17 protein-coding genes are annotated in these 20,090 nt (G+C 70.2%); 9 read left to right on the forward strand and 8 right to left on the reverse strand.

Annotated features, from left to right (window positions below):
- Nucleotides 1–41: 41 nt before the first annotated feature.
- From PFX98_RS11620 to PFX98_RS11645, 6 genes are all read left to right on the forward strand, one after another.
- Entirely contained in the window at nt 42–2,159 is a 2,118-nt protein-coding gene (locus PFX98_RS11620; protein WP_285235364.1) for a TonB-dependent receptor, read from the forward strand.
- A gap of 13 nt (nt 2,160–2,172) precedes the next feature.
- Complete coding sequence (locus tag PFX98_RS11625; RefSeq protein WP_285235365.1) at nt 2,173–3,720, forward strand: hydantoinase/oxoprolinase family protein; 1,548 nt, start codon at nt 2,173–2,175, stop codon at nt 3,718–3,720.
- 13 nt (nt 3,721–3,733) lie between these two features.
- A complete protein-coding gene (locus PFX98_RS11630; RefSeq protein ID WP_285235366.1) occupies nt 3,734–4,810 on the forward strand; it encodes an S-methyl thiohydantoin desulfurase family protein in 1,077 nt (358 codons plus the stop codon).
- Nucleotides 4,811–4,873: 63 nt separating this feature from the next.
- Complete coding sequence (locus tag PFX98_RS11635; RefSeq protein WP_285235367.1) at nt 4,874–6,214, forward strand: cytosine permease; 1,341 nt, start codon at nt 4,874–4,876, stop codon at nt 6,212–6,214.
- Between the two features lie 10 nt (nt 6,215–6,224).
- Nucleotides 6,225–8,858 (forward strand): LuxR C-terminal-related transcriptional regulator, encoded by a 2,634-nt coding sequence (locus PFX98_RS11640; protein ID WP_285235368.1) that lies wholly within the window; start codon nt 6,225–6,227, stop codon nt 8,856–8,858.
- 75 nt (nt 8,859–8,933) lie between these two features.
- Nucleotides 8,934–9,320, forward strand: a complete 387-nt coding sequence (locus tag PFX98_RS11645; protein WP_285235369.1) for a tautomerase family protein — start codon at nt 8,934–8,936, stop codon at nt 9,318–9,320.
- Here the strand turns inward: PFX98_RS11645 and PFX98_RS11650 are convergent.
- The 4 genes from PFX98_RS11650 to PFX98_RS11665 are packed head-to-tail and all read right to left on the reverse strand — an operon-like array spanning nt 9,304 to nt 13,206.
- On the reverse strand, nt 9,304–9,951 hold the full coding sequence (locus PFX98_RS11650; protein WP_285235370.1) for a PEP-CTERM sorting domain-containing protein: 648 nt from the start codon (nt 9,949–9,951) through the stop codon (nt 9,304–9,306). The two genes, PFX98_RS11645 and PFX98_RS11650, sit on opposite strands and share 17 nt — an antisense overlap.
- Before the next feature lie 29 nt (nt 9,952–9,980).
- Nucleotides 9,981–11,759, reverse strand: coding sequence for a dockerin type I repeat-containing protein (locus PFX98_RS11655; protein ID WP_285235371.1), 1,779 nt, complete (start codon nt 11,757–11,759; stop codon nt 9,981–9,983).
- On the reverse strand, nt 11,756–12,835 hold the full coding sequence (locus PFX98_RS11660) for a hypothetical protein (RefSeq protein ID WP_285235372.1): 1,080 nt from the start codon (nt 12,833–12,835) through the stop codon (nt 11,756–11,758). The genes PFX98_RS11655 and PFX98_RS11660 overlap by 4 nt, the downstream gene beginning before the upstream one ends.
- A 20-nt stretch (nt 12,836–12,855) precedes the next feature.
- A complete protein-coding gene (locus tag PFX98_RS11665) occupies nt 12,856–13,206 on the reverse strand; it encodes a hypothetical protein (RefSeq protein WP_285235373.1) in 351 nt (116 codons plus the stop codon).
- 175 nt (nt 13,207–13,381) lie between these two features.
- Here PFX98_RS11665 and PFX98_RS11670 point away from each other — a divergent pair, with 175 nt between their 5' ends.
- The 3 genes from PFX98_RS11670 to PFX98_RS11680 are packed head-to-tail and all read left to right on the forward strand — an operon-like array spanning nt 13,382 to nt 15,841.
- Nucleotides 13,382–14,458 (forward strand): aldose epimerase family protein, encoded by a 1,077-nt coding sequence (locus PFX98_RS11670; RefSeq protein WP_285235374.1) that lies wholly within the window; start codon nt 13,382–13,384, stop codon nt 14,456–14,458.
- Between the two features lie 11 nt (nt 14,459–14,469).
- A complete protein-coding gene (locus tag PFX98_RS11675; RefSeq protein ID WP_285235375.1) occupies nt 14,470–14,937 on the forward strand; it encodes an acyl-CoA thioesterase in 468 nt (155 codons plus the stop codon).
- Nucleotides 14,927–15,841: an SMP-30/gluconolactonase/LRE family protein gene (locus PFX98_RS11680; protein WP_285235376.1), complete on the forward strand. Its 915-nt coding sequence runs from the start codon at nt 14,927–14,929 to the stop codon at nt 15,839–15,841. The genes PFX98_RS11675 and PFX98_RS11680 overlap by 11 nt, the downstream gene beginning before the upstream one ends.
- On the opposite strand, the gene PFX98_RS11685 is transcribed toward PFX98_RS11680, so the two are convergent.
- The 4 genes from PFX98_RS11685 to araG are packed head-to-tail and all read right to left on the reverse strand — an operon-like array spanning nt 15,828 to nt 20,088.
- On the reverse strand, nt 15,828–16,796 hold the full coding sequence (locus PFX98_RS11685) for a LysR substrate-binding domain-containing protein (RefSeq protein ID WP_285235377.1): 969 nt from the start codon (nt 16,794–16,796) through the stop codon (nt 15,828–15,830). The two genes, PFX98_RS11680 and PFX98_RS11685, sit on opposite strands and share 14 nt — an antisense overlap.
- A gap of 16 nt (nt 16,797–16,812) precedes the next feature.
- Complete coding sequence (locus tag PFX98_RS11690; RefSeq protein WP_285235378.1) at nt 16,813–17,595, reverse strand: SDR family oxidoreductase; 783 nt, start codon at nt 17,593–17,595, stop codon at nt 16,813–16,815.
- A complete protein-coding gene (gene araH, locus PFX98_RS11695; RefSeq protein WP_285235379.1) occupies nt 17,588–18,562 on the reverse strand; it encodes an L-arabinose ABC transporter permease AraH in 975 nt (324 codons plus the stop codon). Before araH ends, PFX98_RS11690 begins: the two co-directional genes overlap by 8 nt.
- Before the next feature lie 8 nt (nt 18,563–18,570).
- Nucleotides 18,571–20,088 (reverse strand): L-arabinose ABC transporter ATP-binding protein AraG, encoded by a 1,518-nt coding sequence (gene araG / locus PFX98_RS11700; protein ID WP_285235380.1) that lies wholly within the window; start codon nt 20,086–20,088, stop codon nt 18,571–18,573.
- Between the last annotated feature and the right edge of the window lie 2 nt (nt 20,089–20,090).

Raw genomic sequence — 20,090 nt, forward strand, 5'->3', positions numbered from 1 at the left:
CATCGCGTCAACGCCGTCCCGTTGCCCTTGCCATCGCCGCCATGTTGGCGGCCGCGATGACGACCCTGCCCACCGCGGCGCGCGCCGCCGATGCCGCCGTGCCGGCGGCCGAGCCGGATCGCGCCACCGAGCCGGACGGGGAGAAGGTCCGCATCGAGCGGGTGGTCGTCACCTCGCAGCGGCGGCACGAGCTGCTGCAGGACGTGCCGATCGCCGTGAAGGCCTTCTCGGCCAAGCAGATCGAGAACGCCGGCATCAAGAGCACGCAGGACTTCATCAACCTGACGCCCAATATGTCCTTCGACAACTCCTTCACCTACGGCAATTCCTTTGTCGTGATTCGAGGCGTCACCGAGGTCAACAACGCCGACTCGCCGGTCGCGGTGATCGTCGACGGCGTGCCGCAGAACAACCAGAAGCAGCTCAAGATGAGCTTGTTCGACGTCGACCGCATCGAGGTGCTGAAGGGCCCGCAGGGCGCGCTGTATGGGCGCAATGCGATTGGCGGTGCGATCAATATCGAGACCAAGCAGCCCTCCAACCAGCTGGAGGGTTTCGCGAATCTGCTGCTGGGCAGTGGCGCCGAGAAGGAGCTCTCCGCCGGCCTCAGCGGCGCCCTGGTCGACAACGTGGCGCTGTTCCGAGTGGCCGCACAGACCAAGCGCTCGGATGGCCTGACGCGCAATACCTATCTCGGTGCGGCGATCGACGCGGTCGACCACGACAACACGCTGCGCGCCAAGCTGGCGCTGATGCCCAGCAACGAGCTGCGGCTCGATCTGCGCGCCAGCGTCACCGACTTCAGGGCCGGCGCGACCTGGGACAGCATCGTCCCCAGCGGCCAGGCGGGCGACATCCGGGCACCGCGCTCCAACCTGCTCGGCCAGACCTGGGGCAGCACGCGCGATCTCAGCTTCAAGCTCGATGCCGACACGCCGCTGGGCGCCCTCACCGCCATCACCGGCTACACCCGGCTGATCGAGAACTACCGTGGCGACAACGACTTCTCGAATGCGCTGGAGCGTCCCGAGGGCCTGTTTGGCGAAGGGCAGACCGGCCAGGGCATGGAGCTGCGCACGCGCATGCTGAGCCAGGAGCTGCGCCTGACCTCACCGGACGGCCGGCCCCTGCGCTGGATTGCCGGCGCCTACTACCTGCACACGCAGCGCAGCCTGCAAACCCGCGTGTTCAGCGACGAGGGCGGCGGGCTGGCGCAGTACGACAACCCGGGCCTGCAGATCTTTCTGGCCAACGAGGACAACAGCAACCGGGCCTCGGCCGCGTTCGGCCAGGTCGACCTGGACCTGCGCAAGGACCTGACGCTTTCCACCGCGCTGCGCTACGACCGCGACGCGCGCCGCCAGGTCGATCTCGCCACCGGGCTGGGCACGCGCTCGGCCAGCTTCTCATCGTGGCAGCCCAAGCTCACGCTCACCGAGCGCTTTGACCGCGACACCTTGGCCTATGCCACCTTCAGCACCGGTTTCCGCTCGGGCGGCTTCAACACGCCCGGCCTGGACGAGTTCAAGCCGGAACACCTCAGCAACTACGAGATCGGCAGCAAGACCATGCTGCTGGACCAGCGCCTGGTCCTGAACGCGGCGCTGTTCCATTCCCGCTCCAAGGACTTCCAGTACTTCTACGTCAAGGACAATCTGTATCAGATCATCGCCAACATCGACCGCGTCAACATCCGCGGCCTGGACGTCGATTTCCGCTACATCCCGTTCAAGGGCCTGGAGCTGGACGGTGGCGTCGGCATCACGCACAGCAAGATCGCGCGCAACGATGTCGACCCGAGCACGGTCGGCAACTACACGCCCAAGTCGCAGCCCTTCAAGGCCACGCTGGGCGTCCAGCTCGCCCGCCCGGTGGGCGACGGCCTGAGTGCCAGCCTGCGCTTCGACGTCGAGCACCGCAGCCAGCGCTACTGGCATGCCGACAACGCCGCGCTGACGCCGCGCATGACGCTGCTGGGCCTGCGTCTGGGCTTGCGGGGCGCGCGCGAGCGCTGGAGCGTGGAGCTGTACGGCCGCAATCTCGGCGACCGGCGCTACTACGCCGACTACAACGCCGCCAAGTACACCGGCCTGCCCTTCGACATCGGCTCGCTGGCGCAGGGGCGCACCCTGGGCCTCGAGGCACGGGCACGGTTCTGATCGGGAGCGGACTATGTACAGGGTAGGAATCGACGTTGGCGGGACCAACACCGATGCGGCGTTGATGCAGGGGCGACGCGTGGTGCATGCCGTCAAGACGCCGACCACGGCGGACGTCACCACCGGCGTGCTGGAGGCCTTGCGCCAGGTCACCGCGGGCGCGGGCATCGCGGCCGCGCAGCTGGGCGCCGTGATGATAGGCACGACGCATTTCATCAATGCGCTGGTGGAGCGGCGCCGCCTGGCCGCCGTCGGTGTGCTGCGCCTGGCGTTGCCCACCACCACGGCGATCCCGCCGCTCTCCGGCTGGCCGGAGGAGATGCGCGCCGCGCTGAACGTGCACAGCCGCATGGTGGACGGGGGGCTGGAGGTCGATGGCCGGGAGATCGCGCCGCTGGTGCCGCGGCAGATCCAGGACTTCGCCACCGACTGCAGCCGGCGCGGCATCCGGCACCTGGTGGTGTCCGGCGTGTTCTCGGCGCTGGACGACAGCCAGGAGCGCGCCGCCGCGCAGCTGATACGCGAGGTCTACCCCACGGCGCAGATCACGCTGTCCTCGCAGATCGGCCAGATGGGGCTGCTGGAGCGCGAAAACGCCGCCATCCTGAACGCAGCCTTGGGCGATCTCGCACAGCTCACCGTGGACGCCTTCGCCGCGGCCTTGCGCGCGGCCGGCGTGAGCGCGCCCTTCTTTCTGACCCAGAACGACGGCACGCTGATGAGCGCGGCCACCGCGGCCCGCTTCCCCATCATGACCGTGTCTTCCGGGCCGACCAACTCGATGCGCGGCGCGGCCTTCCTGTCGGGTTGCGCGGACGCCATCGTCGTCGACATCGGCGGTACCACCTCGGACATCGGCGCGCTGGTGAAGGGCTTTCCGCGGCAGGCGGGCCTCGCCGTGGAGCTGGCCGGCGTGCGCACCAACTTCCGCATGCCCGATGTGTATTGCGTCGGCCTTGGCGGCGGCAGCCTGGTGTCGCCCGACCTGGCGTCGATCGGCCCGCAGAGCGTGGGTTACCGGCTCACCAGCGATGCGCTGGTGTTCGGCGGCAGCACCCTCACCGCCTCCGATCTGGCGGTGGCGGCCGGGCTGGCGCAGTTGGGCGAGGCGGCGGCCGTCGCCCATCTCGATCGCCAGCAGGCGCGCGCCTGCATGGACCGCATCCAGCAACGCCTGAGCGATGCCATCGAGCGCGTGCGGACCTCGGCGGCGATCGTGCCGGTGGTGATCGTGGGCGGCGGCAGCATCCTGGTCAGCGCCGATCGCTTGGGCGAGCTGCCCGTCGTCATCCCGCCGCACCATGGTGCGGCCAACGCGGTGGGCGCGGCAATGGCGCAGGTGAGCGCGCAGGAAGACCGCGTCGTCGACCTGGCGGCGATGCCGGCCGAGGCGGCGATCGAGGCCATCCGCGCCGACGTGCGCGAGTCGCTCATCGCCGCCGGCGCCGACCCCGGCAGCATGGCCGTGGTCGATGTCGAAACCCTGCCGCTTTCCTATCTGCCGGGCCAGCTCACGCGCATCAGGGTGCGCATGGTGGGCGAGCTCCTGTTGACTGACTGAATCGGATCAAAGCATGAAAATCATTGACGCAGCCGATCTGGAGGCGATTGCACTGGGCGGGGCCGTCTATGGCACCGGTGGCGGTGGCGATCCCTATATCGGCAAGTTGCTGGCACAGAACGCCATCCGCAAGAGTGGCTCGGTGCACCTCATCGATGTGGAGAGCCTGGCCGACGACGCGCTTGTCTTCGAGGTCGGCGGCATCGGCGCGCCCACCATCGTGATCGAGCGCCTGGCCAGCCTGGCGCCCTTGCTCAACGCGGTCGAGGCGCTGGAGACCCATCTGGGGCGGCGCGTCACGGCGCTGATGTCGGGCGAGGCGGGCGGGCTGAACTCCACCATCCCGTTTGCCGCGGCCAGCGCGCTGGGGCTGCCCTTGCTGGACGGTGACCCGATCGGGCGCGCCTTTCCCGAGCTGCAGATGTCGCTGTGCACCCTGCAGGGCATCGCCGCGTCGCCGCTGGCGCTGGCTGACGAGAAGGGCAACAGCGTCATCATCGACGCCCACAACAACGCCACCGCGGAGCGCTTCGCGCGTTCCATCACCATCGATATGGGCGGTTCCGTGTTCGGGGCGCTGTATCCGATGAGCGGCGCGCAGGTCAAGAAGGCCCTCATCCGCGGCTCCATCAGCCGCCTGCTCGACGCCGGCTACGCGCTCTTCAATGCCAGGGCCAAGCATGCCGATCCGGTGCAGGCCCTGTTGCAGGCCAGCGGCGGCCGCCTGCTGCACGCGGGCAAGGTGACAAGCGTCGAGCGCGCCACCGGCGGCGGCTTTGTGCGCGGCCATGCGGACATCGAGGGGCTGGACGGCTACGCCGGCGGCTGCCTGCGGCTGAGCTTCCAGAACGAGTTCCTGCTGGCGCGTCGCGGCGATCGGGTGCTGGCCAGCACGCCCGACCTGATCTGCGCGGTCGACAGCGAAACCGGTGAGCCCATCACCAACGAGAAGATGCGCTTCGGCCTGCGCGTGGCTGTGCTGGGCATTCCCTGCGACGCGGCCTGGCGCAGCGATGCCGGCCTGGCGCTGGCGGGGCCGCGCTACTTCGGCCACGACGTCGACTTCGTGCCCGTCGAGCTGTCGCGCTGAGCCGCCCGTGCGACCATCGCTGCCTGCCCAGGCGGCGCCGAACCCTGCAACCAGAGCCCGTCCATGCCCGCACCCATCGATACCGCCGCGACTGCCGCACAGGCCGCACCTGCAGCGAGCGCCGCGGCGCAGTCCCACAGCACGACGCCCGTGCCCCTGCACCTGTCGGTGCCGGGCTACCGCGTGGCGCTGGTCTCGATCGGCATCGCCTTCACGCTGACCGGCCTGTACACGGGCGCCGAGCTGGCGGCCTCGCTGGGTCTGGCGCAGGGCCTGCGCGCCGTGCTGGTGGGCTGCCTGGTGCTGGTGGCGATGTCGATGCCGGCGGCGCTGATGGGGGCGCGCACGCGCCTGTCCACCTACATGATCGTGCTGCATGTGTTCGGCAGGCGCGGCGCGACGCTGGTCAATCTGGCGCTGGCCCTGGTGCTGCTGGGCTGGTATGCGCTCACCGCGGAGCTGTTCGGGCGCACCTGCTACCTGACCGTGGCGGCCTGGCTGTCGGCCAGTCCGCTGCCGCAGTGGGTCTACACGGTGGTCTGCAGCGCCATGGTGGTGGCCACGGCGGCGTTTGGCTTTCGCGCTATCGAGCGCCTGTCGGTGGCGGTCGCGCCGCTGCTGGTGCTGCTGTCCGCCTATGTGGCCTGGCGCACCCTGGACCATGCCAGCTGGACGGGTCTGATGGCGCTGCCCGGCCAGGGCCGCGATCTCAGCACCGGCATTTCGGCCGTCATCGGTGGCATGGTGGTGGGCGTGGTGCTGATGCCCGACATCACCCGCTACACGCGCTCGGCGGCCGATTGCGCGCTGGTGAGCCTGGCGGGCAACGGCCTGGGCAACGCGGCAGCGCTGATCCTGGCGATGCTGCCGGCGCTCGCCTTCGGCGAGGTCGATCCGATGAAGTACATGGCCAGCCTGGGCCTGGTCGGCGCGGCCTTCGTCACCCTGCTGCTGTCCACCTGGGCCATCAATGCGGTGAACCTCTACTCCACCGGCCTGGTCAGCGCCACGGTGTTGCGCCATCTGAGCTATGGCTGGCTGGTGGCCGGCTGCGGCCTGCTCGGCACCCTGCTTGCGCTCACCGGCCTGGCCGAGCACCTGATCGGCTTCCTGGTCCTGCTGGGCCTGGTGGTGCCGCCGATTGCCGCGGTCTACCTGACCGACTTCTTCGTGCTGGGGCGCCAGGACTACAGCCGCAGCGACAGCGCCGCCAATGTCAACGCCCTGCTCGCCGGCCTGTTCGGCGGCGCCGTCGGCATCGCCAGCGACCTCAGCCATGCCTCGATCACCGGGCTGCCGACGGTCGAGTCCTTTGCCTGTGCCGCCCTTGGCTATGTGGCGAGCGAGTGGCTGCGCCTGCGCCTGGGCCGGGCGCGCGACTGGCGCCGCGCACCGGCGCGCTAGGATCCAGACGGTGAAGTTCCAGCCCATTGCCCACATCGAAGGCAGCCTCTGGCGCCAACGCGTGATGGCACGCGTGGCCGAGGCGGCGCCGGCCTCGGCGCGGCTGACCCTGGTGGTGGCGCCCGCCGGCTTCGGCAAGACCACGCTGCTGGCCCAGCTGGCCCAGCGCGAGCGCGAGCAAGGCGTCAAGGTGGCCTGGCTCAACTGCGACAGCCGCGACGCCGATGCCCAGGTCTTCAGCGACAACCTGCTGGCCGCGCTCAAGCAGAGCGAGGTGAGGGCGGGGCCGGGGCGCTCGCTGCTGGATCACTTTGCGACGGTGGTTGCCGGCATTGCCGATCCGGTCGCGCTGTTCATCGATGACTACGACCAGGCCGCCGGCGCGGCGGTCGACGAGCTGCTGTGCAGCATTGCGCTGGCGGCGCCGCCGCATGTGCGCGTGATGCTGGCCTGCCGCTCGATGCCGGCCATCCCGCTCGCGCGCCTGCAGCTGGCCGGCCGCGTGCGCCAGCTGGATGCCGACCTGCTGCGCTTCGATCATGAGGAGACGCAGCGCTTGCTGGCCGGCTGCTTCCCGAGCCAGGCGCTGGAGAGCGTTGCGGCCTACACGCAGGGCTGGCCCTTCGCGCTGCAGCTGGCGCGCCTGCGCGCGGCCAGCGGGCGGGGGGAGGGCTGGTCGCCCGAGGCGGACAGCCCGCTGCCGCGCCGCCAGTTGTTCGACTATCTGGCCCGGGAGGTGCTGGGCACGCTCAGCCAGGCCAGCCAGGCCTTTTTGTCCGACGTGGCGATCCTGGAGGAGATCGATGTGGCGGCCGCCAATGCCATCCGCCAGCACGACAACAGCCTGCACCACATCCAGGAGCTGGCCATGCTCGAGCCGGTGGTCGTCATCGCCGCCTCGTGCCAGAGCGCGCGTCTGCATCCCTTGCTGCGCGACTTTCTGCTGCACCGGATGAGCGTGCAGGCGCCCGGCCGCGCCGCCGAGCTGCACCTGCGCGCCGCGGCGTATTTCTCGGCGGCCGGCCGGGTGGATGACGCGGTCTTTCACGCCGTGGCGGCCGCGCGCTTCGACCTGGCGGCGCAGATGATCGAGGCCGCCGGCGCGATCCGGCTGCTGGTGACGCTGGGCGAGCCGCGCGTGCGGCTGCTGCTGCGCCAGCTGCCCGCCGCGCTGCAGCAGCAGCGCCCGCGGCTGCGTCTGCTGCTGCTGGGCCTGCAGATCGAGGACCATGATGCCCAGGGTGCCGAGGCGGAGATCGCGCGCATCGAGCTGCAGGCCGATCTGCAAGAGCCGGCCGAGGCCGCCGAGCTGGCGGTCGATCTGCGGCTGACGCGCTGCCTGCTGCTGCTGGATGACGCGGAGCGCCTGCTGCATTTCAGCCCCTGGGCGCAGCTGCAGGCCGCCCGCGCCGAGGGGCGGCACCGCCGCCTGATCGATCCGCTCTTCCTCGGCCTGGTGTTGCCGGTGGAGCTGTTCCTGCTGCAGCGCTATGGGCCCACCGATCGCGCCGAGCGCCGCGTCGGCGAGGTCGACGCGCTCTATGACGACATCCGGCCGCTCAACACCAGCCCCTGGGTCTGGATGTACCAGCTCTGCAATGCCTTGGCGCGCGGCGAGCTGGAGCGCTGCGAGCAGATCGCCAACGAATCGCTGAAGCGCGATCTCAACTACATCAAGCACAGCCAGAAGTCGCTGGGTCAGCTGCTGGCGGCGGTGCTCGGGCGCGCGCTCTACGAGCAGGGCCGGCTGACGGAGGCGCTTGGACTGCTGACGACCCTGGTGCCCACCGAGTCGGTGCGCTTTCTCGAGGTGTTGGCCGGCGCGATGGTCGACACCGCCCGCTGCCAGTTCGTGCTGGGCCATCCCGGGCCGGCGATCGAGCTGCTGAAACAGGCCCGCGACCTGGCCTTCGAGGAAGGTCTGCCGCATCTGCGCCTGCTGGCCGCCGCCGTGCAGGCCGAACTGGAACTGCGCCAGGACCATGGCGAGGCCGCCGCCAGCCTGGCCGACGCCGAGCAGCTGGCGCAGCGCTGGGAGGAAGCCGCCGCGGGCGCTGTCTTCCCCTGGCTGGTGGTGGAAGCGCTGGCGCGCAGCCGCTTCGCCCTACAGCTGCAGGCGGCCGATGGCGCGGCGGCCCTGCAGACCGCCGAGCGCCTGCTGACGCTGGCCGCCCAGGCCGGCCGGCAGCTTGCGGAAATCCTCGCCCATGGCATGCGGGCGCGCGCGCTGGCGAGGCTGCAGCGCGTGCCGGAGAGCGAGGCCGCGCTGCTGGACGCGTTGCAAAGGGCGGCCAGCTGCGGTGCGCGGCAGCTCTTCATCGACCTGGGCGCCGACACCATGCTGCAGCTGCGCGCCATGGCGCCCAAGCTGGCGGAGCCCCTGCAGCGCTGGACCGGCCAGACGCTGCAGCTATGGGAGACGCTGTTCCAGCGCGGCTTGAGCGCAGCCGAGACCTTCAGCGAGCGCGAGCTCGAGATCCTGCGCGAGCTGGCCAAGGACCAAACCACCAAGATGATCGCGCGCACCCTGATGCGCTCGCCGGAGACGGTCAAGTACCACTTGAAATCGATCTTCGCGAAGCTGGGCGTCAACAACCGCGAGGATGCGGTGGCCGAGGCGCGGCGCCGCGCGCAGCTGCCCTGAGGCGCCGGTGGCCGCCCCGCCGCCGCCGCTGGTCCCATACCATCGGGCCCATCACTGACCCTTTCCACTCAACCCATGCCCATCGCAAAGATCGAGGTCTGCCGCCCCCGTACGCGGGAGGAAGTCGCGGCGCTTATCGAGGCCGTCTACCAAGCGCAGCTGCTGGCGCTGAAGGTGCCCGAGGACGACAAGCAGATCCGCTACATCGAGCACAAGCCCGAGCATTTTCCGGTGCCGCCCAGCAAGACCGCGAACTACACCCTGGTGGAAATCCAGATCTTCCCCGGGCGCTCGCTGGACGCCAAGCGCCGGCTGTATGCCGAGATTGCGCAGCGCTTCGGCGCCTTGGGCATTCAGCCCACCGACATCACCATCGTCCTGCATGAACCGCCGCTCGACAACTGGGGCGTGGGCGGCAAGCCCGCGTCCGAGATCGAGCTCGGCTTCAGGCTCGACGTGTGACGGGGCGCTGGCGCCGCCGCAGCAGGCCCGGTGCGCCGGCCGCCAGCAGCGCCAGGCCCAGCAGCCCGTAGCTGGCCGGCTCCGGCACATTGCAGGCACCGGTGCCCACAGCGATGCAGGCGCCTTGTACCGTCACGTCCAGGCTCAGGGCGTTCAGACCCACGAAGTTGCGCTGGAAGTCGAGATCGGGGCCCAGCGTGAACAGGCTCGTGCCGTCGGCATCGGCCGAGAACGCGAAGTGCGCCAGCAGGAAGCTGTCGGCCTGCGCGGCCGCGACGGTGGCATCGTCGGCCAGGGCCGAAGCCTGCAGGCCCCAGTCGCCCAGGGCGACGCTGTCGATGACCAAAAGCGGGTCGATGCCGTAGGCGCTGCCCAGCTGCTGCTGGGCGTTGGTGGCGTCGATGAGCCGGTAGGCGTAACCGATGACGCTGCCGTCAAAGATGAAGTTCAGGTCAAAGGCCGAGAGGATCTCGGCGCCCAGGCCGGCGATCGTGACGTCCACGCTCAGCGTCTCGCCGATATTGGCGTGCTGGGTGGAGGGCGTGAAGCTCACGACGATGCCGGCGCTGGCCGGCGTCGCCAGCAGGGTGCCAAGGCTCAGCGCGAGCGCGGGCAGAAGGTTCTTGCTCATGGTGTGGCTTTCTTCGGTTCGGCGCGCCCTCACAGTGCGCAATTCGGCTTGCTGCACTTCAGGGCGCAAGTGCGCGCGTCGTTGACGGTGATCTTGCCGTCGCCATTGGCATCGCGCGGATCGCTGGCGCTGGGCGTCTGGCCGATGCCGGCGCGGATCAGGTTGATGTCGGTGATGTTGATGGCGCCGTCGCGGTCGACGTCGCAGACCAGGCTGGCGCTGTTGAGCGTGACGTCGTAGACCACCGGCGATTCGTTCTGCGGGTTGGCGTTGAGCGTCAGCCGCAACTCCATGTAGCGGCCGCTCTGGCCGCTCAGCGTGGCACCGCTGAGGGCGGGCGCGAAGGGCTTGCCGGGCAGCAGGGCCGGGTCGTCGGCGCTGCGCACCTCGGCGAGCAGGCTGGCGCCCGAGGGCAGCGTGGCATTCCAGGCCACCGAGGCCCAGGGCGTGGCGGCCGCGCCGCTGTCCTGCGTCACCGTCCAGCTGCCGGTCTTGGTGGTGATGCTCAGCGCCGCGGTGCCGGACGCGTCACTGTAGGTATAGGGCTCGTAGCCCACCGGCAGAACGCCGAGGAAGTCGCCATTGCTGCCGCGGTACTTGGCCATATTGTGCGAGCCGCGATGCACCTGCCAGATGTCGTTGTTGGCGTCGGCGATGACGCCGCGGCTGTCCGAGCTGCCCACCTGGCTGCCCTTGTCCCACAGCACATTGCCGCTGGGGCCGAACTTGACCACGCCGCCATTGGTCTTGCTGACGGTGATATTGCCCTCGTTGTCGGTGCCCACCGCATAGCTGCAGTAGTTGATGGCCGCCGGCAGGGTGTAGCTGGGCGCGCCGTCCACATACTCGACATAGCTGTTGCAGGAGCCGCCCATGATGACGTGGGTGGTGTTGGCCGCGTCGCGCCGCAGCGCGAGGCCGTAGACCTGCGGCACGCTGATGCGCTGCAGGGGATAGGGCCCGACGTTGCTGGCCGTGTTGGCAATGCGTATCAGCGCGCTGCTGCCCCAGCTGGCACCCCATAGCGTGCCGTTCTGGTCGATCAGGCAACCATAGTTCGGCGAGCCGCTCGGCACCGGGCCGGCGATGGTGTGGCCGTCGACGGCGCTGATCTTGTAGTACTCGTAGGCGTTGTAGAGGCCCACCCAGAGGTTGCCGTCGGTGCCGATGCAGAGCGCGCGGCCGATGCCGTTCACGCGCGTCAGGCCGCCGCTGTAGCTGCCGTCCGGCACGCGCCTGACCCAGGCGATGCGTTCGTCCCTGATCTCGCTGTCGTCGATCACGCCGTTGCCGTTGCTGTCCACCAGGGGCAGCATGGTGGCGGCGCCGCCGGTCGTGGTGTCGAGCACGCCGTTGCCGTTGCGATCGATGAAGCTGCTGCCGAGGATCTTGAACACCGTCGGGTGGCCACCGAACCAGCGGTCCAGCACATAGGCGTTGCCGGCGGCGTCCACCGCCGTGCGCGAGGGCGCCGGGCCATTCCAGGCATCGTGGGCATAGGCGCCGGAATTGAACCAGGTGCGGTAGCGGCCCACCTCGCGGCCGGGCGAGCCGCCGATCTGGGTCGAGTCGACCTTGGACAAGGTGTCTTCGCCGGCGTTGGCGATCCACAGCACCGGGAAGCTGGTGCCGGTGACATTGAGCTGCAGCTGGTTGCTATTGGGCGCGCTGTGGTTGACGCCGGTGGCCAGGCCCTTGTCGAAGTCGGCATCGCTGGTGTAGATCCAGCTGCCGGCGGCGGCCGGGCCGACCATCAGGCTCAGCGCCAGCGCCACGGGGGACGGTCCGAAACGGCGAAGGGTTCTCATGGCTTGCTCCTGGTTGTCATGGAGGTGGCCTGGGCGGGCGGCGGCGCTTGCGGGCGGATCATCAGATCGAAGCCCTCGCTGCGCGTCAGGCGCGTGGCCGCGCCACCCTGGGCCGCCACGCTGTAGATCTGTGCCTTGCCGTCGCGCAGGCTGACGAAGAAGATGCTGCGGCCGTCGGCCGACCACGCCGGGTAGTTGTCCTCATCCGGGTGGCGGGTGAGGTTGGCGGCGGCGCTGCCGTCGGCATTCATCACATAGATCTCGCCGCGCGCCATCTCGGTGCGCGTGCCCTCGCGGCTGGAGACGAAGGCGATGCGCTGCCCGTCGGGCGACCACGCCGGGTAGGCGTTGGTGTAGACGTTGTCGGTGATGCTGCCGGCATGGCTGCCGTCGGCGTCGATGACCTTGACGTTGAGCGCCAGGCCCTGGCTCTCCAGATAGAGCAGGCGCCGGCTGTCGGGCGACCAGGCGGGGAAGCTCTTCGCCTGCTTGGAGAGGCTGCCGGTGAGATTGCGCGCCTCGGTACCGCCGCGGCTGGGCAGGATGAAGATGTCCGCGCCGCCACGGTCGTCATGGCCCACATAGGCGATCCAGGCGCCGTCGGGCGAGAGCGTGGGCGGGCCCTTGTCCTGCGGCGTGGCGCTCAGCACCTGCAGGCCGCCGCCGTCGGCATTCATCGCGTAGAAGTTGGCCCAGCGCTGGCGCATCGAGCGGAACACGATGCGGCCGTCGGGCGTCCAGCCCGGTGCGCTGTCGGCCTGGGCCTCGTGGGTGAGGCGTTGCTGATGGCTGCCGTCGGCCTCCATCACATAGATCTCGGCATTGCCGTCGCGGTAGGAGGTGAAGGCGATGCGCCGGCCGTCGGGCGACCAGGCCGGTTCGGTGTTCTCCTGCGGCGTGGCGGTCAGCGCGTGCTCGTCGCTGCCATCGGCGTTCATCACATGGATCTGCGCATTGCCGCCGCGGTTGGAGACGAACAGCAGCCGCCCCTGCGGCTCGGCCGCCGCGGCGGCGCCGCTCAGCAGGGCGGCGGCCAGGCCGGCGAGCAGGGCATGCCTGAGGGAGGATGGCTTCACGGCGACTCCGGCCTGCGGGCTCAACGGATCAGGCTGAAGCGGCCCTGGCCGAGCGGCTGGCCCTTGGCGTCGAACACGGTGACGGCATAGGCGCCGGCCAGCGGCGGCTGGAACTTGAGCGCGAAGCTGCCGCCGGCGCTGGTCTGCACCATCATGTCGATGGGCGCGGCCTGCGCATGGGCGAAGCGCACCGTGACATGGCTCAACGCCGCCAACGCCTGGCCCCTGATGGTGATCTGGCCGCTGGCGTCCGGCGTCGAGGGCACCGAGATCGCCGCCATTGGCAGCGCTGGCTGGGCCTGCGCCGCAGCGCCCAGCGCCATGCCCAGGGTCAGCAGCGATGCTGCGAGAGAACGGGTCCAGCGTGCCATGGTGTTGCTCCTCTTCCAGGCGACCGGGCGCGCGATGGCGCCCTGTTGCCGGCAGTCTTTGCCCGCATGCGGGGCGCAGCGTTGCGTTGCATCAAGTTGGACAAACTGTTTCAATGTGCCCCCCTACTGTTGGGGGTCTCGCACGTCCACAACGCCAGCCCTCTGCGCCCTCCTCATGAGCACCTGCCCCTCGATCCAATGCCGCGACTATGGCCAGCTGCCCGATGGCCGCACGGTGCATGAGTACCTGCTCGACAACGGCGCCGGCCTGCGCCTCAGCGCCATCAGCTATGGCGGCATCGTCAACGGCCTGTGGGTGCCCGATCGCAGCGGCCGCGTCGCCAATGTGGTGCTGGGCTTCGACGCGCTGGACGACTACGTGCAGCGCAACCCGCATTTCGGCGTGATCGCGGGCCGCTATGCGAATCGCATCGCCGGCGGGCGCTTTTGCCTGGACGGCCAGACCTACCAGCTGGACCGCAACGACGGCCCCAACACCCTGCATGGCGGCACGCATGGCTTCGGCACCCAGCTCTGGCAGGCCGAGCCCGCGCCGCCCGCGCCGGGCGAGGCGGTGGCGCTGCGGTTGCGCTACACCAGCGCGGCCGGTGAACAGGGCTTTCCGGGCTGCCTGCGCGTGCAGGTGCGCTACAGCCTGGGCACAGACCTGAGCTGGCGCATAACCTACGAGGGCGAGACCGACGCGCCCACCCTGGTCAACCTGACCCACCACGACTACTTCAACCTCGCCGGCCAGGGCTCCGCGCTGGGCCATGAGCTCTGCATCCCGGCCAGCCGCTACAGCGAGGTCGGGCCGGGCCTGATCCCGCTGCGCCATGCCGAGGTGGCGGGCACGCCCTTCGACTTCCGCACCGCCCAGCCCATCGAGGCGCGCATCCGCCAGGCGCATGCGCAGCTGCGCATCGCCAAGGGCTACGACCACAACTGGCTGCTGGACCATGCGCTGGACGGCCGCCTGCACCTGGCCGCGCGCCTGCGCGATCCCGCCTCCGGCCGCTGCATGGAGGTCCTGAGCAGCGAACCGGCGCTGCAGTTCTACTCGGGCAACTGGCTGGACGGCAGCCTGAGCGGCTTTGGCGGCCAGGCCTATCGCCAGGGCGATGGGCTGTGCCTGGAAACCCAGCACAGCCCCGACTCGCCCAACCGCGCGGTGAGCGAAGATTGGCCCTCCACCGTGCTGCGCCCCGGCGAGATCTACCGCAGCAGCACCCTGCATCGCTTCACTGTTTGAAAGAGGCCGCCATGGACCTGCCCGCCCACCAGCTCACGATGACGGTGCTGATGACGCCCGACACCGCCAACTTCGCCGGCAATGTGCATGGCGGCAACATCCTCAAGCTGCTCGACCAGGTGGCCTATGCCTGCGCCAGCCGCTACGCCGGCCGCTATGTGGTGACGGTGTCGGTGGACCGCGTGATCTTCCGCCAGCCCATCCATGTGGGCGAGCTGGTGAGCTTCCTGGCCAGCATCAACCACACCGGCAGCTCCTCGATGGAGGTGGGCATCAAGGTGGTGGCCGAGAACATCCGCACCCAGGAGTCGCGCCATGTGAACAGCTGCTACTTCACCATGGTGGCGGTGGGCGACGACAACAAGCCCGTGCCGGTGGCGCCGCTGCGCCCCTTCACGCCCGATGAACGCCGCCGCCACCAGGCGGCGATCGCGCGCCGCCAGGCGCAGGCCACGCTGGAGCCGCGCGGTGCAGCCTGAACGTCTCGAGCTGGCCCTGGCGCAGGGCGCCACGCTGGGCGAGGGCCTGCAATGGCATGGCCCCAGCGGCCGCTGGTGGTGGACCGACATCGAGGCGCGCTGCATCCACGCCTGGACGCCCGGCGCGAGCGCCACGCTCAGCTGCCGGCTGCCCGATCGCGTCGGCAGCTTTGCCCATACCCGCTCGGGCGGCCTCTTGCTGGCGCTGGCCAAGCGCCTGGTGCTGGCGCGCCTGCCGGATGCGCAGGCCTGCGGCGAGATCACGCTGGAGACGCAAGACCTGACCCCGGTGGAGCCGGAGCTGGCCGGTACGCGCAGCAACGACGGCCGCTGCGACCGCGCCGGCAACTTCGTGTTCGGCACGCTCAGCGAGGCCAGGCCGCGCGAGGCGGTGGGCGGCTTCTACCAATACTCCGCGCGCCACGGCCTGCGCCGCCTGGCCCTGCCGGCGGTGGCGATCGCCAACAGCATCTGCTTCAGCCCGGATGGCACGCGCATGTACTACTGCGACACCACCAGCCGCAGCATCATGCAATGCGATTACGACGCCGAGCGGGCCGCGGTGGCGCAGCCGCGCCTGTTCACGCGCGTGGCGCGCGCCCACGGCTGGCCCGACGGTGCGGTGATCGATGCCGAGGGCTGCCTGTGGAACGCGCAATGGGGCGGAGCCAGCGTGGCGCGCTATGCGCCGGACGGCCGGCTGCTGGGTTATGCGGAGGTGCCGGTGCCCAACCCCAGTTGCCCGGCGCTGGGCGGCCCGCAGGGCGACTGGCTGCTGGTCACCACGGCGCGCCAGGAGCTGGCGCCGGCCGAGCTGCTGGCGCATCCGCTTTCGGGCAGCCTGTTCGGCGGCCGCTGCGCCGCCGGGCTCTACCTGCCCGAGCCGCTGTTCAGGGACGCGTGAGCCGGCCGCGCCGGCCGTAGCGCTGCAGCGCCACCGTGCGCAGGGTCTGCAGCGTGGCTTCGGCGCCCGGCGAGAGCCGGTGCCGCTTGCGCGTGACGATGCCGTAGACATCCATGCGCAGGCCCAGCTCGAAGGGCAGCACCGCCAGCAGGCCGGCATCCAGATAGGCCTGCACCAGCTCCTCGGGCAGGGCCACCAGCAGATCGCTGCCCAGCAGCAGCTGGATGACGACGGGCAGGGCGGTGGTCTCGATGGTCTCGGCCGGCTGGCCCAGGCCATGGGCGAGGAACAGCGCGGTAAGGCGGTCGCGCAGGATGCTGCCGGGCGCCGGCATGATCCAACCCTGCTGAGCCAGATCGTCCAGGCGCAGGTCGGGGCGCTGCAGCAGCGGATGCTGGGCGCGCACGATCAGGCTGTGGGGCTCGTCGGTGATGGGCTCGAAGTTGAGCTCGTCGGCCGAGTCGCCGTCGAGGATGCGGCCGATCACCAGGTCCAGCTGGCCCTCGCGCAGGCGCTGTATCAGCGGCTTGCTGGTGTCCACCGTGATCGCCACCTGCACTCGCGCATGGGTCTGCTTGAGTAGCTGGATGGCCTCCGGCAGCAGGCCGGTGGAGGGCGTCATCACCGTGCCCACCGCGACCCGGCCGCTCAGGCCCGAGGCCAGCTGCATGACCTCCTGGTGCGCCGCGTCCATCTCGGCCAGGGCGGCGCCGGCGCGCCGTATCATCACCTCGCCATAACGCGTGGCCTGCACGCCGCGCGGCAGGCGCTCGAACAGCGGCACGCCCAGCGCATGCTCCAGCTCGCCGAGCAGCTTGGAGGCGGCCGGCTGCGTCAGGTGCGCGGCCTGGGCCGCGTGCAGGATCGAGCCATGCCGGCCCAGCTCCACCAGCAGCACCAGATGCCGCGTCTTCAGATGCGATCGGACAAAGCGGTTGGTGCGCGGGTCGGACATGGGGCGTCTCGTCGGCTTACTCGTGATAGAGCTGCGAGCGGCCGCCGTCGACCAGCAGGTCGCTGGCGTTGATGAAGCGCGCCTCGTCGCTGGCCAGGAACAGCGCCGCGTAGGCCAGCTCCTCGGGCTCGCCGATGCGCTTGCAGGGCAGCAGCTCGATCTGGCGCTGGCGCTCGGCCGCGGGCAGCGCGGCCAGCCAGGCCTCCACGCGTTCGCTGCGTATCAGGCCCGGCGAGATCGAGTTCACGCGCACGCCGCGCGCCGCGTACTCGATGCCCAGCGAGCGCGTCAGGCCGATCAGCGCATGCTTGGCCACCGGGTAGGGGAAGCAGCCGGGAATGATCTTGTGGCCATGCACCGAGGCGATGTTGACGATGCTGCCGGCGCCGTTGGCCAGCATGGCCGGCAGCACGGCGCGGCAGCAGTTCCAGGCGCCCTCCAGGTCCACCGCGAAACAGCGCTGCCATTGCTCGGGCGTGAGCTGCAGCGGGTCGGCAAACACGTCCATGCCGGCGTTGTTGACCAGCACGTCCAGCCGCCCGAAGCGCGCCAGGCCTTGCGCCACCATGGCGTGCACCGCGGCGGCGTCGGCGATGTCGGCGGCGACGAAGAGGCTCAGCGCCTCGCCCAGCTCGGCGCGGATGGCGGCGGCATCGGCGTCGTCGCGGTGGCTGTTGAGGATCACGCGCGCGCCCTCGGCGACGAAGCGCCGCGCGATCGCCTTGCCGATGCCCAGCGTCGAGCCGGTCACCAGCGCGACCTTGCCGTGCAGCCGGCCCGGATTCACTGCCTCAGCCATGCTGGCCTCCGCGCGTCTTCAGTTGGTCCAGCAGCACCGCGGCCAGCAGGATGAGGCCGCGCATCAGGTATTGGTAAAAGGCGTCGACGTCCAGCAGGTTCATCACGTTCTCCAGCGTGCCCATGATGAGCACGCCGATCAGCACGCCGAAGATGCGTGCGCGGCCGCCCTGCAGCGAGACGCCGCCCAGCACGCAGGCCGAGATCACGTCCAGCTCGAAGCCCTGGGCCGAGTTGGGCTGGCCGCTGGTGATGCGCGCCGCCAGGATCAGCCCGGCCAGTGCGGTGATCAGGCCCTGCAGCGCAAAGATCCAGACACGCAGGCGCTCCACCCGCACGCCGGCCAGGCGCGCGGCCTCGGGGTTGCCGCCGATGGCCAGGGTGTTGCGCCCGAACACGGTGTGGTTCAGCAGCACGCCGAACACGAGGAAGCAGGCGGCGCTGGTCCAGACCGGCAGGGGCAGGCCCAGCAGCTGGCTGTCGCCCAGCGCGATGAAGCCCTCGCTGGCAATGCCCACCGCCTGGCCCCGGCTGACGATGAAGGCCAGGCCGCGCACCATCAGCATGGTGGCCAGGGTGGCGATCAGGGCATTGACGCGCAGGTAGGCGATCAGCATGCCGTTGGCCGCGCCGATCAGCGCCCCCGCCAGCAGGCCGCCGCCCAGCGCCAGGCCCAGGCTGCCGCTGCGCTCCAGAATGATGGCGCCCAGCACGCCGGCGAAGGCGATGGTGGAGCCGACGGAGAGGTCGAAGTCGCGCGAGGCCAGGCACAGCATCATGGTGCAGGCCACCATGCCGATCTGCGCCACCGAGAGCATCAGGCCGACGATGTTGGCGGCCGTGAAGAAGTTCTCCACCAGGGCCGCGAGCAGCAGGAACAGCAGCAGATAGCCCAGCGTCATGCTGTGCTCCTTCAGCCAGGGGCGCGCCGGCAGGGTCGGCAGGGGCGTGAGGGTGGAAGCGTTCATGGGGGCAATCAATCGCAGAAATCGGAGCAGGCAGGGTCGGGCAGGGCCAGCGCCAGCGCGGCGGTCTCGCTGGCCTGGGCGCGCGGCAGTTCGCCGCTGATGCGGCCGTCGCGCATCACGAGCAGGCGGTCGGCGATGCCCAGCACCTCGGGCAGCTCGCTGGAAACGACGATCACGCAGCAGCCGCGCGCGGCTACCTCGTGGATCAGGCGGTAGATCTCGTTCTTGGCGCCGACGTCGATGCCGCGCGTGGGCTCGTCGAGTATCAGCACCTTGAGCCCCGGCTCGGCCAGCCAGCGTGCCAGGATCACCTTCTGCTGGTTGCCGCCGGAGAGCAGGCTTACCGCCTGCCGGCGGTGCGGCGTCTTGATGCGCAGGCGCTGGATGAAGTCGTCGGCCAGCGCCGCCTCGCGCCGGTGGCGCAGGAACAGCCCCGCCAGCAGGCCATGGCGGCGGCAGCTGATGTTGATGTTCTCGGCCACCGAGGCCTGCGTGAGCAGGCCCTGTTCCTTGCGGTCCTCCGGGCACAGCACGATGCCGGCGGCGATCGCCGCCGCGGGCCCGGCGGCGCTGACCGGCACGCCGTCCAGCAAGACCTGACCCCCACGGCGTCGGTCCGCGCCATAGAGCAGGCGCATCAGCTCGCTGCGGCCGGCGCCTACCAGGCCGAAGAAGCCCAGCACCTCGCCGCCGTGCACCTCGAAGGAGAGGCCATGCGGCAGCGCCTGGCTGCGCAGCTCCTGCACCTGCAGGCGCTGTTGCCCGGCCGGGCGCGGGCGGTAGTCGTAGATGTCGCTGAGCTCGCGGCCCACCATCTCGCTGATGAGGCGCTCGCGCCGCACCTCGGCCATCACCGCATGGCTGGCCACCTTGCGGCCGTCGCGGAAGATGGTGCAGCTGTCGCAGAGCGCGTACAGCTCCTCGAGGCGGTGCGAGATATAGATCAGGGTGCGACCCTCGGCGCGCAGCGCGTGCACGAGGCGGAACAGGATCTCGCTCTCGCGGTGCGAGAGGCTGCTGGTCGGCTCGTCGAAGGCGATGACCTGCGCGTCCTGCGCGACTGCCTTGCAGATCTCGACCATCTGGCGCTGGGCGATCGAGAGCTCGCCGAGCCGGGCGGCCGGGTCCAGCTCGATGCCGATGGCGGCCAGCTGCGCGGCCACGCGGCGCTGCGCCTCGGCGTGGTCGACCAGGCCGAAGCGCGTGGGCAGGCGACCCAGCAGCACGTTCTCGGCCACGCTCAGCTCGGCCACGTACTGCAGCTCCTGGTGGATCACCGCGATGCCGGCGGCGATGGCGTCGCCGGCGCTGTGGAAATCGCAGGGCCGGCCGTTCAGCAGCAGGCGGCCGCCGTCGGGGCGGTACTGGCCGCCCAGCATCTTCAGCAGCGTGCTCTTGCCCGCGCCGTTCTCGCCCAGCAGGCCATGCACGCGGCCGGCATGGGCCTCGAAGCTGACCCCGTCGAGCGCCTTGACGCCGGGGAACTGCTTGCTGACGTTCTCGAAGCGCAGCACGGCCGTGGACATGG

Source organism: Paucibacter sediminis, from assembly GCF_030254645.1.
Taxonomy (GTDB): Bacteria; Pseudomonadota; Gammaproteobacteria; order Burkholderiales; family Burkholderiaceae_C; genus Paucibacter_B; species Paucibacter_B sediminis.